The organism is Streptomyces lacrimifluminis, from assembly GCF_014646095.1.
Classification (GTDB): domain Bacteria; phylum Actinomycetota; class Actinomycetes; order Streptomycetales; family Streptomycetaceae; genus Streptomyces; species Streptomyces lacrimifluminis.
In genome coordinates, this window is sequence record NZ_BMMU01000010.1 from 16928 (window position 1) to 33754 (window position 16827).

Genomic DNA, 16827 nt, shown 5'->3' on the forward strand with positions numbered 1-16827 from the left:
TGCGGCACCATCCGTGACTCCTGGCCGTTCTCCTTATGGCTGTCCTACCGGCAGGCCTCCCGGCTGGGCGGGGTCCTCGCATACGATGGCCGTCGCTCAGTCAAGACAATGGAAATCGACCGTCCTAGGCCCGACCGGCAAGGAGACCAACCCCCGTGTCCGTCCTCTCAAAGATCATGCGTGCAGGCGAAGGCAAGATCCTGCGCAAGCTGCACCGCATCGCGGACCAGGTCAACTCCATCGAAGAGGACTTTGTCGACCTCTCCGACGCCGAGCTGCGGGCCCTCACCGATGAGTACAAGCAGCGGTACGCCGACGGTGAGAGTCTGGACGACCTGTTGCCCGAGGCCTTCGCCACCGTGCGCGAGGCGGCCAAGCGCGCCCTCGGCCAGCGTCACTACGACGTGCAGATCATGGGCGGCGCGGCGCTCCACCTCGGCTATGTCGCCGAGATGAAGACCGGTGAGGGCAAGACCCTCGTCGGCACCCTGCCGACGTATCTGAACGCCCTCTCCGGAGACGGCGTTCACCTCATCACGGTCAACGATTACCTGGCCGAGCGCGACTCCGAGATGATGGGTCGCGTACACAAGTTCCTCGGGCTGAGCGTCGGCTGCATCCTCGCCAACATGACGCCGGCCCAGCGGCGTGAGCAGTACGCCTGCGACATCACGTACGGCACGAACAACGAGTTCGGCTTCGACTACCTGCGCGACAACATGGCGTGGTCGAAGGACGAACTCGTCCAGCGCGGTCACAACTTCGCCGTCGTCGACGAGGTCGACTCGATCCTCATCGACGAGGCCCGTACGCCGCTGATCATCTCCGGTCCGGCCGACCAGGCCACCAAGTGGTACGGCGACTTCGCCAAGCTGGTCACCCGCCTCAAGCGCGGTGAGGCGGGCAACCAGCTCAAGGGCATCGAGGAGACCGGCGACTACGACGTCGACGAGAAGAAGCGCACGGTCGCCATCCACGAGTCGGGTGTCGCCAAGGTCGAGGACTGGCTGGGCATCGACAACCTGTACGAGTCGGTGAACACGCCGCTGGTGGGCTACCTCAACAACGCCATCAAGGCCAAGGAGCTCTTCAAGAACGACAAGGACTACGTCGTCATCGACGGCGAAGTCATGATCGTCGACGAGCACACCGGCCGTATCCTCGCCGGCCGCCGCTACAACGAGGGCATGCACCAGGCGATCGAGGCCAAGGAAGGGGTGGACATCAAGGACGAGAACCAGACCCTGGCGACCATCACCCTCCAGAACTTCTTCCGCCTCTACGACAAGCTCTCCGGCATGACCGGTACGGCCATGACCGAGGCCGCGGAGTTCCACCAGATCTACAAGCTCGGTGTCGTCCCGATCCCGACCAACCGTGACATGGTCCGCAAGGACCAGTCCGACCTCATCTACCGCACCGAGGTCGCGAAGTTCGAGGCGGTCGTCGACGACATCGCCGAGAAGCACGAGAAGGGTCAGCCGATCCTCGTCGGCACGACCTCGGTGGAGAAGTCCGAGTACCTGTCGCAGCAGCTCTCCAAGCGCGGCATCCAGCACGAGGTGCTGAACGCCAAGCAGCACGACCGGGAGGCGACCATCGTCGCCCAGGCAGGCCGCAAGGGCGCCGTCACGGTCGCCACCAACATGGCCGGTCGTGGTACGGACATCAAGCTCGGCGGCAACCCCGACGACCTCGCCGAGGCGGAGCTGCGGCAGCGCGGCCTCGACCCCGAGGAGCACATCGAGGAGTGGGCCGCGGCCCTGCCGGCCGCCCTGGAGCGGGCCGAGAAGGCGGTGAAGGCCGAGTTCGAGGAGGTCAAGGACCTCGGCGGGCTGTACGTCCTCGGCACCGAGCGGCACGAGTCCCGGCGGATCGACAACCAGCTGCGCGGTCGTTCCGGACGTCAGGGCGACCCCGGCGAGTCGCGGTTCTACCTCTCCCTCGGTGACGACCTCATGCGGCTGTTCAAGGCCCAGATGGTCGAGCGCGTCATGTCGATGGCGAACGTCCCGGACGACGTACCGATCGAGAACAAGATGGTCACCCGTGCCATCGCCTCCGCCCAGTCGCAGGTCGAGACGCAGAACTTCGAGACCCGCAAGAACGTCCTCAAGTACGACGAGGTCCTCAACCGGCAGCGCGAGGTCATCTACGGCGAGCGGCGCCGCGTCCTGGAGGGCGAGGACCTGCACGAGCAGATCCAGCACTTCATGGACGACACCATCGACGCGTACATCGGCGCGGAGACCGCCGAGGGCTTCGCGGAGGAGTGGGACCTGGAGCGGCTGTGGGGCGCCTTCAAGCAGCTCTACCCGGTGAAGGTCACCGTCGACGAGCTGGAGGAGGCGGCCGGCGACCGTGCGGGGCTGACCGCCGAGTTCATCTCCGAGTCGATCAAGGACGATATCCACGACCAGTACGCGTCGCGTGAGGAGCAGCTCGGCTCCGAGATCATGCGTGAGCTGGAGCGCCGGGTCGTGCTGTCGGTCCTTGACCGCAAGTGGCGCGAGCACCTCTACGAGATGGACTACCTCCAGGAGGGCATCGGTCTGCGCGCCATGGCGCAGAAGGACCCGCTGGTCGAGTACCAGCGCGAGGGCTTCGACATGTTCACCGCCATGATGGAGGGCATCAAGGAGGAGTCCGTCGGCTACCTGTTCAACCTGGAGGTCCAGGTCGAGCAGCAGGTCGAGGAAGTCCCGGTCGCGGATGCCAAGCCGTCCCTGGCCAAGGGTGCCGAGGACTCGGTTCCGGCGCAGGCGGGCGCCGGTTCCCGGCCCGAGATCCGCGCCAAGGGGCTCGACGCTCCGCAGCGGCCGGACCGGCTGCACTTCTCCGCGCCGACCGTGGACGGCGAGGGCGGCATCGTCGAGGGCGACTTCGTCGGGGACGACGACGAGGTGCGGTCCGAGGCGGACGGTCTCACGCGCGCGGAGCGGCGCAAGCAGCAGCGCGGCGGGCGGCGGCGTAAGAAGTGAGCCGTAAGCACGTGAGCGGTCAGTAGTCAGTAGTAGGCGGCGGGCCGTGGGCATGTGAGTACGCGGTAGTCGCTGTGTGAAGGGCCGGGCATCCCGCGAGGGTGGCCGGCCCTTCTGTGTGGGCGTGGTCGGGAGACTTCCGTCCGTGGGGTCTAGTCGTCCGCCGTGTGGGGCCTTCGGGGGCCGCCCAGTTCCACCGCCGTGCAGCGCCAGCGGAAGTCCTGGCCCAGTTCCAGACGGAAGGCCATCGCGCGGAGCTGGTTGACCGCGCCGATGCGGGCGAAGGCTTCCAGGGCGCCCTGGCTGGGCTCGTAGTAGCCGACGTCGCGGACGACGGGGCGGGTGCCGCGGGTGCGGAGGGGGCCGCGTTCCGCGAGCCAGGCCAGTTCGTCGTAGGCGCGGCCCACGGTGTGGCGGAGCATGCTGTGCACGGGGCGTTCGCCGCTCAGGACCGCGAGGAGGCGGTCGGCGAAGAGGTCGGTGGGCCGGGGCTGTGGGGGCGTCCGGCGGGGCTGGGCGGGCTGCTGGAGGGGGTGCGGGGGTGTCCTGTGCCGGTCCGGGCGCTGTCCCTGGGCGGGGACTCGGGGTTCGGGGTGGGTTTCGGTGGGGGCGGTGGCCCGGGGGAGGGGCGTGCGGGGAGTGCCTCCGCCCGGGGTGGTGCGGTGCGGGGTGCTGCCGGGGCGGCGGGTGTCCCGGCGTACCGGCGGGCGGGACGGGGTGCGGTGGACCGTCCTCGTCATCACCTTGTTCATGGAATGTCCCCGTTCTTGCGGCCCGGGTGGGTACCGGGCGGTAACTTTCTGTTGGGGATCTTGTACGGGGAGTGATTAGTCGGGTGCAAGGAGGGGCGGGGTTCGGTTCGGGGGGTCCGGGAGTTCACTTATCCGGGTGGTTCTGGGAGGGGAAAGGCCTGGTGGGGGTGGGGTACGGGGGTGAATTTCGAGGCGTCGGGTGGACGCTGGGAGAGGTCTGGGCGGGGACCCGAAAGGGGACGCCTCGACGTATCCTGAGGGTCTTCCCGGGCCATCCCTGGTCGCGCCGGAGGGCTTGCCGGTTCTGGTCACGGAAACGCCTACTACGAAAGCGGTCAGCCATGCGCGTCTACGTTCCCCTGACCCTCCCGGGCCTTGCCGAGGCGTACAAGACGGGTGAGTTGGGGGCGGGGCCTTTCGTCGCGTACGCCGTCACGCCCGCGTTGCGTGAGTGGTATGTGTCCGACGACATCGAGGAACTGGAGTACGCGGCGCTCAACCGGGCCGCGCTCGCGTCTCTGCGGTTGCTCGCGATGGAGCCGGGGGTGGTGCGCCGGCGGGTGGTCGTCGCCGTCGAGGTCGCGGACGGGGTGGCGGTTGCCGACCCCGACCGGGGGCTTGATCCGGGGGCGTTGGGTGAGGTGCGGCTGGGTGGGGCCGTGTCGTTGGGGAAGGCGGCGGCTGTGCATGTCGACTCCGAGGATGCGGAGAGGGATGTCGCGGCGGCTGCGGCGGCGTTGGGGGCGGCGGATCGGGGGGACGACGATGCGCAGTTCACGGTGGACGGGGCGGAGGATCATGAGCTGCTCTGGTATGCCACGCAGGAGATTCCGAACCTGGTGGGGTTGTCGGGGTGAGTGCGGGGTGGGGGGCGAGTTGCTTCGCCCCCGCCGCCCCTACCCGTCCCATCCTGTTTCTGGGGCTGCGCCCCCAGACCCCCGCTTCGGCCCTGAAGGGGCCTCGTCCTCAAACGCCGGGCGGGCTGGACGTGTCCCGGCCGGGCTGAATAGTGCCGGTCGGGGTGGGGGTATTTTCTTCGTATGGGGAAGTACGGAGTGGCGCACATCGTGTGGGACTGGAACGGGACGCTGTTTCATGACACCGATGCCGTCATAGGGGCGACGAACGCCGCGTTCGCCGAGTTGGGGCTGGCGCCCGTCACGCTGGAGCAGTACAGGGCGTTGTACTGCGTGCCGGTGCCGCGGTTCTACGAGCGGCTGCTCGGACGGCTGCCCACGGATGCCGAGTGGGCTGTCATGGACGACATCTTCCACCGGTACTACACGGAGCACCGGGTGGCCTGCGAGCTGGCCGTGGGTGTGCGGGATCTGTTGGCCGGGTGGCAGTCGGCGGGGCGCAGTCAGTCCATTCTGAGCATGTACGGGCATGCCGATCTCGTCCCGCTGGTCCGGGGGTTCGGGATCGAGCCGCACTTCGTACGTGTCGACGGGCGGACCGGGCCCTCCGGGGGCAGCAAGGCCGAGCACATGGTGCGCCACCTCGGTGCGCTCAGCGGTGTCGAGGCCGCGCGCACGGTGGTCATCGGGGACGCCGCCGACGACGCGATCGCCGCCCTGCACGTGGGTGCGCGGGCCGTGCTCTACACCGGTGGCTCCCACGGCCGGGCCAGCCTCGAAGAGGTGGGCGTGCCCGTGGTGGACAGCCTGGAGGAGGCCGTCGCCGAGGCCGAGCGGCTGGCCGCGTAGCGGTCACGGTGTTCCGCAGTACGGCCCGGTTCACTCTCCGCGTTCGCCCACGTACCCTTTGCCATGGGCGGCGGGCGCGAGCAGGGGGCAGGGATGGTGTTCGGGTTCGGGCAGCGGCGGGGTGGGCAACTGCCCGCAGAGCTGACCAGTTTCGTCGGGCGGACCGAGGAACTCGCGCTGGTGCGGGGCGCGTTCGGGCAGGCGCGGCTCGTCACGCTCGTCGGGCCGGGGGGCGTCGGCAAGAGCCGAACCGCCCTGAGGGCCGCCGCCGGGCTCGGGGAGCTGTTCCCCGACGGGGTGTGGCTGGCCGAGTTGTCCGGGCTGCGCGACCCGGAACTCGTACCCGCGACGCTTGCCGCCGTGCTCCAGCTGCCCGAGCAGCCCGGGATGGAGCCGGTCGATGCCGTGGTCGCCCATCTTCAGGGGCGTCGGCTGCTGATCGTGCTCGACACCTGTGAGCACCTCGTCGACGCCTGCGCCATGCTGTCCGACATCCTGCTGCGCGAGGCCGAGGGCGTCAGCGTGCTGGCCACCAGCCGGCAGCCTCTCGACGTGCCCGGCGAGCACTGTGTCCAGCTGGCTCCGCTCGCCCCCGACGAGGCGCTGGAGCTGTTCCTCGAGCGGGCTCGTGCCGCTGTGCCCGGGGTCCGGCTCCCCGGGGCCGCCCCGAACGGCGAGGGAGGGGAGTCGGACGATCGGGAGCGGCTGCTCGCCCTCGTTCGGCGGCTCGACGGGATTCCGCTCGCGCTGGAGCTGGCCGCGGTGCGGTTGCGGGCCGTGTCCCTGGGGGAGCTGGTGGCGCGGCTCGACCACCGGTTCGAGGTGCTGACCGGCGGGCGGCGCACGGCGCTCGCGCGGCACCAGACACTCCGTACGGCCATCGGATGGTCGCACGAGTTGTGCACGCCCGAGGAGCGCCTGCTGTGGGCGCGGTTGTCCGTCTTCGCGGGGTCGTTCCGGCTGGCCGTCGCCGAACGGGTGTGCGGGGGCGAGGAGTTGCCCGTCGGACGGGTGCTGGAGGCGCTCATCGGGCTGGTCGACAAGTCGGTGGTCCAGCGGGTCGGTGAGGACGGCGGCCGGTACCGCCTGCTGGACACCATCCGGGAGTACGGCGCCGACTGGCTCGACGAGTCCGGGGACGCGCCCGCCGTACGGGAGCGGCACTTCGCCTACTACGAGAGCCTCGCCCAGCGGTTCTGGGGCGGGTTCCTCACCTCCGCGCAGATCGAGCTGCACCGGGAGGTGCGGGACGAGGTCGCCGACGTACGGGCCGCCCTGCGGTATGCCTGCGAAGGCGGGGAGGACGGCGCGGAGCGCGGGGTGTGGATGGCCACTCTGCTCGGGCCCTACTGGCGGGCCGTGGGCACCCTGTCCGAGGGGCGGTACTGGATCGACAAGGGGCTCGGGCTGGCCGACGGCGACTCGGCGGCGCGGGCCTGGGGGCTGCTGATGACCGGAGTCTTCGCCGTGTGGACGGCGGATCTCGACACCGCCCTGACACGGTTCCCGGAGGCTCAGGAGGCTGCCCGGAGGGTGGGCGAGGAGCGGGTCGTGCTGTTCACCGAGGCGTATCTCGGCGGGCTCGCCGCGCTCTGCGGGGATGTGGAGAACGGACTCGCCGCGCTGGAGAGGGCCCGGCTGCGGATGGTCGAGACGGACGACGGGCTCGGGATCGGTGTCTTCCACTACGAGGGCGCCCTCGTGCGTGCCGTGGTCGGCGACACCGCCGGCGCGCTGGAACTGTGCGCCACCGGGCTGACGTATCTGGAAGGCACCGGGGAGCGGCAGTTGTACGGGTCGACGCTCATGGTGCAGGGCGTCATCCGCTGGCTCTCGGGGGAGCGGGCGGAGAGTGCCGCCTCCCTGCGGCGGGCCCTCGACGCGGCGGGCGAACTCGGTGAGGTGCTGGTCTTCGCGATGTGCGCACTGGTGCTCGGCTGGCACGCGGCGCACGAAGGGCGGCCGGTGCGGGCGGCCTGGCTGCTCGGATACGCCGAGCACGCGCGCCGGACCGGCGGCGACCCCGTCGACCTGCTGCCGTCGCTGCTGGAGGAGCAGCGGGCCGTACGGGAGTCCGTGCGCGAGACGCTCGGGGACGCGGAGTTCGAGCGGTGGCGCGGGGTCGGGGCCAGGCTGTCCGGGCAGGACGTGCTGGACGCGGTGCGAGCCGACGCCGAGGTGCCGGGGGCGCGGCGGAAGGTGCCAGGGCCGCGCGGCGTCGACGCGCTGACCCGGCGCGAGCGGGAGGTCGCCGCACTGGTCGCGCAGGGGCTGTCCAACCGGGAGATCGCCGAGCGGCTGGTCATCTCCAAGCGGACCGCCGACGCCCACGTCGAACACATCCTCGCCAAGCTGCAAGTCACCTCCCGCGGCGAGATTCCGGCCCTGCCGGCCCTTCCGGTGCTTCCGGTCGTTCCGGCCACGCCGGAGAGATGACGGCGCGCGGGGTGTACGTAACCCTGTCGTACGTATACCTACGGGCTCGTCCTTTCGTGCCGTTCCGCCGAATCCGTATGCCGATCTCCGGCGGAATCGGGCCCCCCGGGGGGCTGCCGTGCCCGATGCTCGATGTGCGTCGCCCGGGGAATCCCGCTGAGCGGCCGGGTGTCGGCAGTGCTGGTCAGAAATCCCCACGGCCCGTGGCTGTCATGGCAGGCACCCCGCCGTTCGCCCCGGGCGGCGCGGAGGCCCGGCGGCTGCCCTCGTCGGTGGGGCAGCCGTCGCCGTTCGAGGCGTTTCGGGCCTCCGTTTTTCTCCACTGTGCAGAACGTCAAACTTCCCGCCCCGCTTTTGTACACAAATGGCTCATGACGTGGCCCCCGTCATGAGCGATAGCCTGGTGGCGTGATCAGCGCGATACGTCGCGGGGGCGTCATGGCCCCTGCCCTGCGCCCGGAACGCACGGACCACATCCGTGCCCGGGCGGCGATCGCTGGTCGGCGCGGGCGGGACGGAGCCCCGAGGGTTCCCAGGACGCCGTACGCATCTCACGGACCGGCGGTGCCGAGAGCAGCGTCACACTCCGCCGGGATGCCGAGAATGGCTGATAACCCCCCGCTCTTCCCACCCTGCGGCATAGCGTCGGAACTGACCGGAGACCCCGCGTCGAGGCGTTGTGCCGGAAGAGGGACCGAACTTCCTTCTACGTCACGCAACGGCGCGCGACAGGAGCCAGAGGACAATGCAGACCAAGCTGGACGAAGCCAAGACCGAGCTGCTCGAGAGGGCCGCCCGGGTAGCTGAGAACAGCCCGGTCGGGGGGCACCTACCGACCGGGACGACACGTGCAAGCGCGCCCGGCGGAGATCCCGGAACCCCGGACCACGACACCGTGCTCGCGTTCCTCCAGCGCTACTACCTGCACACCGCCCCGGAGGACCTCGTCGGCCGCGACCCGGTGGACGTCTTCGGTGCCGCCTTCTCGCACTACCGGCTGGGCGAGACACGTCCACAGGGCACGGCGAGCGTGCGGGTGCACACCCCGACCGTCGAGGAGAACGGCTGGACGTGCAGCCACTCCGTCGTCGAGGTCGTCACCGACGACATGCCCTTCCTCGTCGACTCGGTCACCAACGAACTGTCCCGGCAGAACCGAGGCATCCACCTCGTCATCCATCCGCAGTTCGTCGTACGACGGGACCTGACGGGCCGGCTCATCGAGGTACTGCCCGCTCAGGCCACCGGGAGCGCCGCCGTCGGGGGCGCGGACCTGCCGCACGACGCGCACGTCGAGTCGTGGATCCACGTCGAGATCGACCGCGAGACCGACCGCGCCGATCTGAAGCAGATCACCAACGACCTGCTGCGCGTGCTGTCCGACACCCGTGAGGCCGTCGAGGACTGGGAGAAGATGCGCGACGCGGCGCTGCGCATCGCTGACGAGCTGCCCAAGGAGCCCACCGCCGACGACCTGGTCGACCAGGACGTCGAGGAGGCGCGCGAACTGATGCGCTGGCTCGCGCAGGACCACTTCACCTTCCTCGGCTACCGCGAGTACGAGCTGCGCGGGGACGACTCGCTGGCCGCCGTGCCCGGGACCGGGCTCGGCATCCTGCGGGCCGATCCGCACCACTCCGAGGACGAGAACCATCCGGTCAGCCCGTCCTTCGAGCGGCTGCCCGCCGACGCCCGGGCCAAGGCCCGCGAGCACAAACTCCTCGTCCTGACGAAGGCCAACAGCCGGGCCACCGTGCACCGTCCCTCGTACCTCGACTACGTCGGGGTCAAGAGGTTCGACGAGAACGGTGAGGTCGTCGGTGAGCGGCGGTTCCTGGGGCTGTTCTCCTCCGCCGCCTACACCGAGTCCGTGCGCCGGGTGCCCGTCGTCCGCCGCAAGGTCGACGAGGTGCTGCGGGCCGCCGGGTTCTCGCCCGACAGCCACGACGGCCGGGATCTGCTCCAGATCATGGAGACGTACCCGCGCGACGAGATCTTCCAGACGCCGCCCGACGAACTCCGGGCGATCGTCACCTCGGTGCTCTACCTCCAGGAGCGCCGCCGGCTGCGGCTCTACCTCCGCCAGGACGAGTACGGGCGCTACTACTCCGCCCTCGTCTATCTGCCCCGCGACCGGTACACCACCGGCGTACGGCTGCGGATCATCGACATCCTCAAGGAGGAACTCGGCGGTACCAGCGTCGACTTCACCGCCTGGAACACCGAATCCATCCTGTCGCGGCTGCACTTCGTCGTGCGCGTGCCGCAGGGCACCGAACTGCCGCAGCTCTCCGACCAGGACAAGGAGCGCATCGAGGCACGGCTCGTCGAGGCCGCCCGGTCCTGGGCCGACGGTTTCGGCGAGGCCCTCAACTCCGAGCTGGGCGAGGAGCGCGCCGCCGAACTGCTGCGCCGCTACGGGAACGCCTTCCCCGAGGGCTACAAGGCCGACCACACTCCTCGCGCCGCCGTCGCCGACCTCGTCCACCTCGAAAAGCTGGGCGCCGGCACGGACTTCGCGCTGAGCCTGTACGAGCCGGTGGGCGCCGCGCCCGGTGAGCGCCGCTTCAAGATCTACCGCACCGGCGAGTCCGTCTCGCTCTCCTCCGTGCTCCCCGTCCTCAACCGGCTCGGCGTCGAGGTGATCGACGAGCGGCCCTACGAGCTGCGCTGCTCGGACCGGACCACCGCCTGGATCTACGACTTCGGGCTCCGGCTGCCCAAGTCGCTGAGCAGCGGCGGGGATTATCTCGGGGACGACGGCCGCCAGCGTTTCCAGGAGGCTTTCTCGGCCACCTGGACCGGGCAGGCCGAGAACGACGGTTTCAACGCGCTGGTGCTGAGCGCGGGCCTCGACTGGCGGCAGGCGCTGGTGCTGCGGGCGTACGCCAAGTACCTGCGGCAGGCCGGTTCCACGTTCAGCCAGGACTATATGGAGGACACCCTCCGCAACAACGTCCACACCACCCGGCTGCTCGTGTCGCTGTTCGAGGCGCGGATGTCGCCGGAGCGGCAGCGGGCGGGCGTCGAGCTGACGGACGCCCTCCTGGAGGAGCTGGACGCGGCCCTCGACCAGGTGGCGTCCCTCGACGAGGACCGCATCCTGCGGTCCTTCCTCACCGTCATCAAGGCGACCCTGCGGACGAACTTCTACCAGGAGAGCGCGGGCGGCAAGCCGCACGACTACGTCTCCATGAAGTTCGACCCGCAGGCCATCCCGGACCTGCCGGCGCCGCGTCCGGCGTACGAGATCTGGGTCTACTCGCCGAAGGTGGAAGGCGTCCACCTGCGGTTCGGGAAGGTCGCGCGCGGTGGGCTGCGCTGGTCGGACCGGCGCGAGGACTTCCGTACCGAGATCCTCGGGCTGGTCAAGGCGCAGATGGTGAAGAACACCGTCATCGTGCCGGTCGGCGCCAAGGGCGGGTTCGTCGCCAAGCAGCTGCCGGATCCGAGCGTGGACCGGGACGCGTGGCTCGCCGAGGGGGTCAGGAGCTACCGGACGTTCATCTCGGCGCTCCTCGACATCACCGACAACCTGGTGGCCGGCGAGGTTGTGCCGCCCGCCGACGTCGTACGGCACGACGAGGACGACACCTACCTCGTCGTCGCCGCAGACAAGGGCACGGCGACCTTCTCGGACATCGCCAACGAGGTCGCCCAGGCGTACAACTTCTGGCTCGGCGACGCCTTCGCCTCGGGTGGCTCGGCCGGGTACGACCACAAGGGCATGGGCATCACCGCGCGCGGCGCCTGGGAGTCCGTCAAGCGCCACTTCCGCGAGCTGGGCGTCGACACCCAGAGCGAGGACTTCACCGTCGTCGGTGTCGGTGACATGAGCGGCGACGTGTTCGGCAACGGCATGCTGCTCTCCGAGCACATCCGCCTGGTCGCCGCCTTCGACCACCGGCACATCTTCATCGACCCGAAGCCCGACGCGGCCACCTCGTACGCGGAGCGGCGGCGCCTGTTCGAGCTGCCGAGGTCCAGCTGGGCGGATTACGACAGCCAGTTGATCTCCGCCGGGGGCGGCATCTTCCCCCGTACCGCCAAGGCCATCCCGGTCAACTCGCACATCCGCGAGGCGCTCGGCATCGACGCCGCGGTCGGCAAGATGACACCGGCCGACCTGATGAAGGCGATCCTCCAGGCGCCGGTCGACCTGCTGTGGAACGGCGGCATCGGCACGTACGTCAAGGCGAGTACGGAGTCGCACGCCGATGTCGGTGACAAGGCCAACGACGCCATCCGCGTCGACGGCGCCGACCTGCGCGTCCAGGTCGTCGGCGAGGGCGGCAACCTCGGGCTCACCCAGCTCGGGCGGATCGAGTTCGCCCAGGTCGGCGGGAAGATCAACACCGACGCCATCGACAACAGCGCGGGCGTGGACACCTCCGACCACGAGGTGAACATCAAGATCCTGCTCAACTCCCTTGTCGTGGAAGGCGACATGACGGTCAAGCAGCGCAACAAGCTGCTCGCCCAGATGACCGACGAGGTCGGCGTGCTCGTCCTGCGCAACAACTACGCGCAGAACACGGCCATCGCCAACGCCCTCGCCCAGTCCAAGGACATGCTCCACGCCCAGCAGCGCTTCATGCGCCATCTGGTCCGGGAAGGGCACCTGGACCGCGCGCTCGAGTTCCTCCCGACCGACCGGCAGATCCGCGAACGCCTCAGTGGCGGCCAGGGGTTGACCGGTCCGGAGACGGCCGTGCTCCTCGCGTACACGAAGATCACGGTCGCCGACGAGCTGTTGAAGACCTCGCTGCCCGAAGACCCGTATCTGCGCCGCCTGTTGGAGGCCTACTTCCCGAGCGCGCTGCGCAAGAAGTTCCCCGAGCAGATCGAGGGGCACGCGCTGCGCCGCGAGATCATCACCACGGTTCTCGTCAACGACACGGTCAACGCGGGCGGTACGAGCTTCCTGCACCGGCTGCGCGAGGAGACCGGCGCCTCGCTGGAAGAGGTGGTGCGGGCCCAGACGGCGGCTCGCGCGATCTTCAACTCCGCCGCGGTGTGGGACGGGGTCGAGGCGCTCGACAACACGGTCGAGGCCGCCGTCCAGACCCGGATCCGCCTCCACTCGCGGCGACTTGTCGAGCGCGGTACGCGCTGGCTGCTGAACAACCGGCCGCAGCCGGTGCAACTCACCGAGACCGTCGAGTTCTTCGGCGAGCGGGTGGGCCAGGTCTGGTCCCAGCTGGCCAGGTTGCTGAGCGGCGCGGATCTTGAGTGGTACCAGAAGATCTACGACGAGCTGACGGGCGCCGGCGTCCCCGACGAACTCGCCACCCGGGTCGCGGGCTTCTCGTCCGCCTTCCCGACGCTGGACATCGTCTCGGTCGCCGACCGGATGGGCCGCGACCCGATGGAAGTCGCCGAGGTCTACTACGACCTCGCCGACCGCCTCCACATCACCCAGCTCATGGACCGGATCATCGAGCTGCCGCGCGCCGACCGCTGGCAGTCCATGGCCCGCGCCTCCATCCGCGAGGACCTGTACGCGGCCCACGCGTCGCTCACGGCGGACGTCCTCGCGGTCGGCAACGGATCGTCGACGCCCGAGCAGCGCTTCAAGGCGTGGGAGGAGAAGAACACCGCGCTCCTGGGCCGGGCGCGCACGACCTTGGAGGAGATCCAGAGCTCGGACGCCTTCGACCTGGCGAACCTGTCGGTGGCGATGCGGACGATGCGGACGCTGTTGCGGTCGCATTCGTAGGCGGTACGTGAACGGGCGCCCCTGGCCGAGACGGCCAGGGGCGCCCTCGTTTTCATGGCAACTGTTGGAGAAAAGCAGACGGGGAATTTACCCCTTCCTGCTAGGTGGGGCGCCTCGGATATTGTCGCGGGCGTGAGTGTGAATGTCTCCGAGAACCGGCTGTCCGTTCCTGTCCGACCGGTGCGGCGCGTCATCCTTGAAGCGGTGAAATTCGGAGCCGTCGGCGGCAGCGGTGTCCTGGTGAACTTCCTGTTCTTCAACCTGCTGCTGCATGAGCTGGGTGGGCGTGCGATGCCGGCAACGGTCCTCGCCAGCGTCATCGCCATGGGCACGAACTATCTGGGCTTCCGCTATTTCACGTACCGGGACAGGGCCTCACGTACCAGGCAGCAGATCGCGCTGTTCTTCGTGTTCAGCGCGATCGGCATCGCGATGGAAAGCGGGCTGTTCTACATCGGTTATCACGGTCTGGGATTGCATGGGCCCGTCGAGTCGAACGAGGTGAAAGGCGTCTCGATCGTGCTCGCCTCGGCGTTCCGCTTCCTCGTCTACCGGACCTGGGTGTTCCGGCATTAGGTGGCCCGGGCGGGCTCAGGCAACCCGGGCGGGCTTGGCGGGGCGGTTGGTGAAGGCCTCGTACTCCTTCAGTACGTCGTCCGTCGGGCCGTCCATGCGGAGTTCGCCGCGTTCCAGCCACAGGACGCGGTCGCAGGTGTCGCGGATCGACTTGTTGTTGTGGCTGACCAGGAACACCGTGCCCGCGTGCTGGCGCAGTTCCCGGATGCGTTCCTCGGAGCGCTGCTGGAACGAGCGGTCGCCGGTCGCCAGCGCCTCGTCGATCAGCAGCACGTCGTGGTCCTTGGCGGCGGCGATGGAGAAGCGCAGGCGGGCGCCCATGCCGGAGGAGTACGTCCGCATGGGGAGGGTGATGAAGTCGCCCTTCTCGTTGATTCCCGAGAAGTCGACGATGCCCTGGTAGCGCTCCTTGATCTGCTCCCGGGACATGCCCATCGCGAGACCGCCGAGATAGACGTTCCGCTCGCCCGTCAGGTCGCCCATCAGGGCCGCGTTGACGCCGAGGAGGGAGGGCTGGCCGTCCGTGTAGATGTGGCCGTTCTCCACCGGAAGCAGTCCGGCGACCGCCTTGAGCAGCGTGGACTTGCCGGAGCCGTTGGTGCCGATCAGACCGATGGCCTCACCGCGGTAGGCGACGAAGGAGACGTTCCTGACGGCGTGCACCTTGCGCACGCCGGCCGCCTTCTCGCTCCGCTCGCGCCGCATCATGCGGTTGAGGGCGGCGGTCGCGGTGCCGCGTCCGGCGCCCGTGCCGTTGACCCGGTAGACGATGTCGACGCCGTTGGCGACGACGGTGGGAATCTGCTCGTCCGGCGTCTCGTCCTGGATGTTGTTCGGGTTCTCAGCCACGGCCGTACGTCTCCTCAGCCTTCCAGAAGTAGATGAAACCGCCGACGCCGGCGACCAGCGCCCAGCCGGCCGCGATCGGCCAGACGTGCGCCGGCAGCTGGCCGGCGTGGTAGCTGTCGATCAGGGCGAAGCGCATCAGGTCGATGTAGATCGCCGCCGGGTTGGTCTCCAGGAGTACCGACACCACGCGCGGCAGATGGTCCTTCGTGGACAGCTTGTCGATGCTCCACATGACCCCGGACACGTACATCCAGGTGCGCAGCACGAACGGCATGAGCTGGGCGATGTCCGGAGTGGACGCGCCCATCCGCGCCATGACCATCGACACACCCGCGTTGAACACGAACTGGAGCGCCAGGGCGGGGATGACCAGCAGCCAGGAGGCGGTGACGGGGATGCCGAAGCAGAGCAGGATCACGATCAGCGCGGCCATCGAGAACAGCAGTTGCTGGAGCTGCTGGACGCAGAAGGAGATCGGCAGGGCCGCGCGCGGGAAGTGCAGGGCCCGGACCAGGCCGAGGTTGCCGGCGATGGCGCGGGTGCCCGCCATGATCGAGCTCTGTGTGAAGGTCCAGATGAACACGCCTGTGACCAGGAACGGGATGTAGTCCGGCACCCCGTGCTTGGTGCCCAGCAGGACGCCGAAGATGAAGTAGTAGACCGCCGCGTTGAGCAGCGGGGTCATCACCTGCCAGATCTGGCCGAGCTTCGCCTGGCTGTACTGGGCGGTGAGCTTGGCGGTGGCGAACGAGGTGATGAAGTGGCGCCGCGCCCACAGCTGGCTGACATAGGTGCGCAGGGTGGGACGGGCGCCGCTGACCGAGAGACCGTACCGGACGGCGAGCGCCGTGAGGTCGTCGCCGGCCTGCGTGACCCGTGAGGGGGGTGGCGTGGACTGGGGCGGTGTGTGGAGGACCTGGCTCACATCCGCTGCTTTCGCTCGGGGGGAAGGGGGTGCGCGACCGGTTCCCGTGTCAGGCGTCCCCCGCCGGTTTCCTTGGGTTCCTTACGCGTTTCTTGCCGGACTCTTACGTCGGGACGGGACCGTATCGTCGTAACGGGAGCGTATTCCGACTCGGCGTCGGAACGCAACCGTTTCGTCGCCACGCCCCTATGCTGGTCCGTATGACGACGAACACCGACGAGCCCGGGACCGCACCGGCACGGACCCGCCGCCGGGCCCCCGCCGGAGCCGCCGTACTGCGGGAGGACGTGACGGAGGCCATCCGGGCCGCCGTGTTCGAGGAACTGGCGGCCGTCGGATACGCCCGGATGTCCATCGAGGGCATCGCGCGCCGGGCGGGCGTCGGCAAGACGGCGGTCTACCGGCGCTGGCGTTCGAAGCTGCACCTGGTCCTCGACCTGGTCTCGGCGATCGCGGTGCAGGGGCTGCCGGCGCCGGACACGGGCACGCTGGAGGGCGACCTGCGGCTGCTGTACGAGCTGACGTCCCGCGCGCTGCGTCACCCGGTGGCCTCGCAGGTCATCCCCGACCTCCAGGCGGAGGCCGCCCGCAACCCCGAGATCGCCGACGCCCTGCAGAAGGCGCTGCGAGAGGGCCAGGACGGGGTCGCGAGCGGGATCGTCGCGGCGGCGGAGGAGCGGGGGGAGGTCCGCTCGGGCATCGACCCCGACCTGGCCCTCGACCTGATCTCGGGGCCGCTCTACTGGCGGTCGGTGGTGATCCGGAACCCGAAGCTGCCGAAGGGCTATCTGGCGGCGCTGGCCGGGGCGACCACGGCGGCGCTGAAAGCGTTGTAGAACACGTGAGGGAACGGGGGCGGGGGGGGGGCAATGGTCACCGCCCG

10 protein-coding genes are annotated in these 16827 nt (G+C 69.4%); 7 read left to right on the forward strand and 3 right to left on the reverse strand.

Annotated features, from left to right (window positions below; all coding sequences use genetic code 11):
• The first annotated feature begins 155 nt into the window (after positions 1–155).
• Positions 156–2981 carry a preprotein translocase subunit SecA gene (gene secA, locus IEY89_RS16840; RefSeq protein ID WP_189148226.1) on the forward strand — a complete coding sequence of 942 codons (2826 nt, stop codon included), beginning with the start codon at positions 156–158 and terminating at the stop codon, positions 2979–2981.
• Between the two features lie 152 nt (positions 2982–3133).
• On the opposite strand, the gene IEY89_RS16845 is transcribed toward secA, so the two are convergent.
• On the reverse strand, positions 3134–3733 hold the full coding sequence (locus IEY89_RS16845) for an Rv3235 family protein (RefSeq protein ID WP_189148227.1): 600 nt from the start codon (positions 3731–3733) through the stop codon (positions 3134–3136).
• A gap of 341 nt (positions 3734–4074) precedes the next feature.
• Between IEY89_RS16845 and IEY89_RS16850 the strand changes: the two genes are divergently transcribed.
• The 5 genes from IEY89_RS16850 (at position 4075) to IEY89_RS16870 (ending at position 14170) form a co-directional block, all read left to right on the forward strand.
• Positions 4075–4590 carry a DUF6912 family protein gene (locus IEY89_RS16850; protein WP_189148228.1) on the forward strand — a complete coding sequence of 172 codons (516 nt, stop codon included), beginning with the start codon at positions 4075–4077 and terminating at the stop codon, positions 4588–4590.
• A gap of 183 nt (positions 4591–4773) precedes the next feature.
• Positions 4774–5439: an HAD family hydrolase gene (locus tag IEY89_RS16855; RefSeq protein WP_189148229.1), complete on the forward strand. Its 666-nt coding sequence runs from the start codon at positions 4774–4776 to the stop codon at positions 5437–5439.
• 93 nt (positions 5440–5532) lie between these two features.
• On the forward strand, positions 5533–7875 hold the full coding sequence (locus IEY89_RS16860) for an ATP-binding protein (protein ID WP_189148230.1): 2343 nt from the start codon (positions 5533–5535) through the stop codon (positions 7873–7875).
• A 745-nt stretch (positions 7876–8620) separates the two neighbouring features.
• On the forward strand, positions 8621–13594 hold the full coding sequence (locus tag IEY89_RS16865; RefSeq protein ID WP_189148231.1) for an NAD-glutamate dehydrogenase: 4974 nt from the start codon (positions 8621–8623) through the stop codon (positions 13592–13594).
• A gap of 132 nt (positions 13595–13726) precedes the next feature.
• Positions 13727–14170, forward strand: coding sequence for a GtrA family protein (locus tag IEY89_RS16870; RefSeq protein WP_229695267.1), 444 nt, complete (start codon positions 13727–13729; stop codon positions 14168–14170).
• A gap of 15 nt (positions 14171–14185) precedes the next feature.
• On the opposite strand, the gene IEY89_RS16875 is transcribed toward IEY89_RS16870, so the two are convergent.
• Complete coding sequence (locus IEY89_RS16875; RefSeq protein WP_189148233.1) at positions 14186–15019, reverse strand: ABC transporter ATP-binding protein; 834 nt, start codon at positions 15017–15019, stop codon at positions 14186–14188.
• Positions 15012–15944, reverse strand: a complete 933-nt coding sequence (locus IEY89_RS16880) for an ABC transporter permease (protein WP_189148234.1) — start codon at positions 15942–15944, stop codon at positions 15012–15014. The genes IEY89_RS16875 and IEY89_RS16880 overlap by 8 nt, the downstream gene beginning before the upstream one ends.
• A 200-nt stretch (positions 15945–16144) precedes the next feature.
• Here IEY89_RS16880 and IEY89_RS16885 point away from each other — a divergent pair, with 200 nt between their 5' ends.
• A complete protein-coding gene (locus IEY89_RS16885) occupies positions 16145–16780 on the forward strand; it encodes a TetR/AcrR family transcriptional regulator (protein ID WP_373287252.1) in 636 nt (211 codons plus the stop codon).
• Positions 16781–16827: the final 47 nt, after the last annotated feature.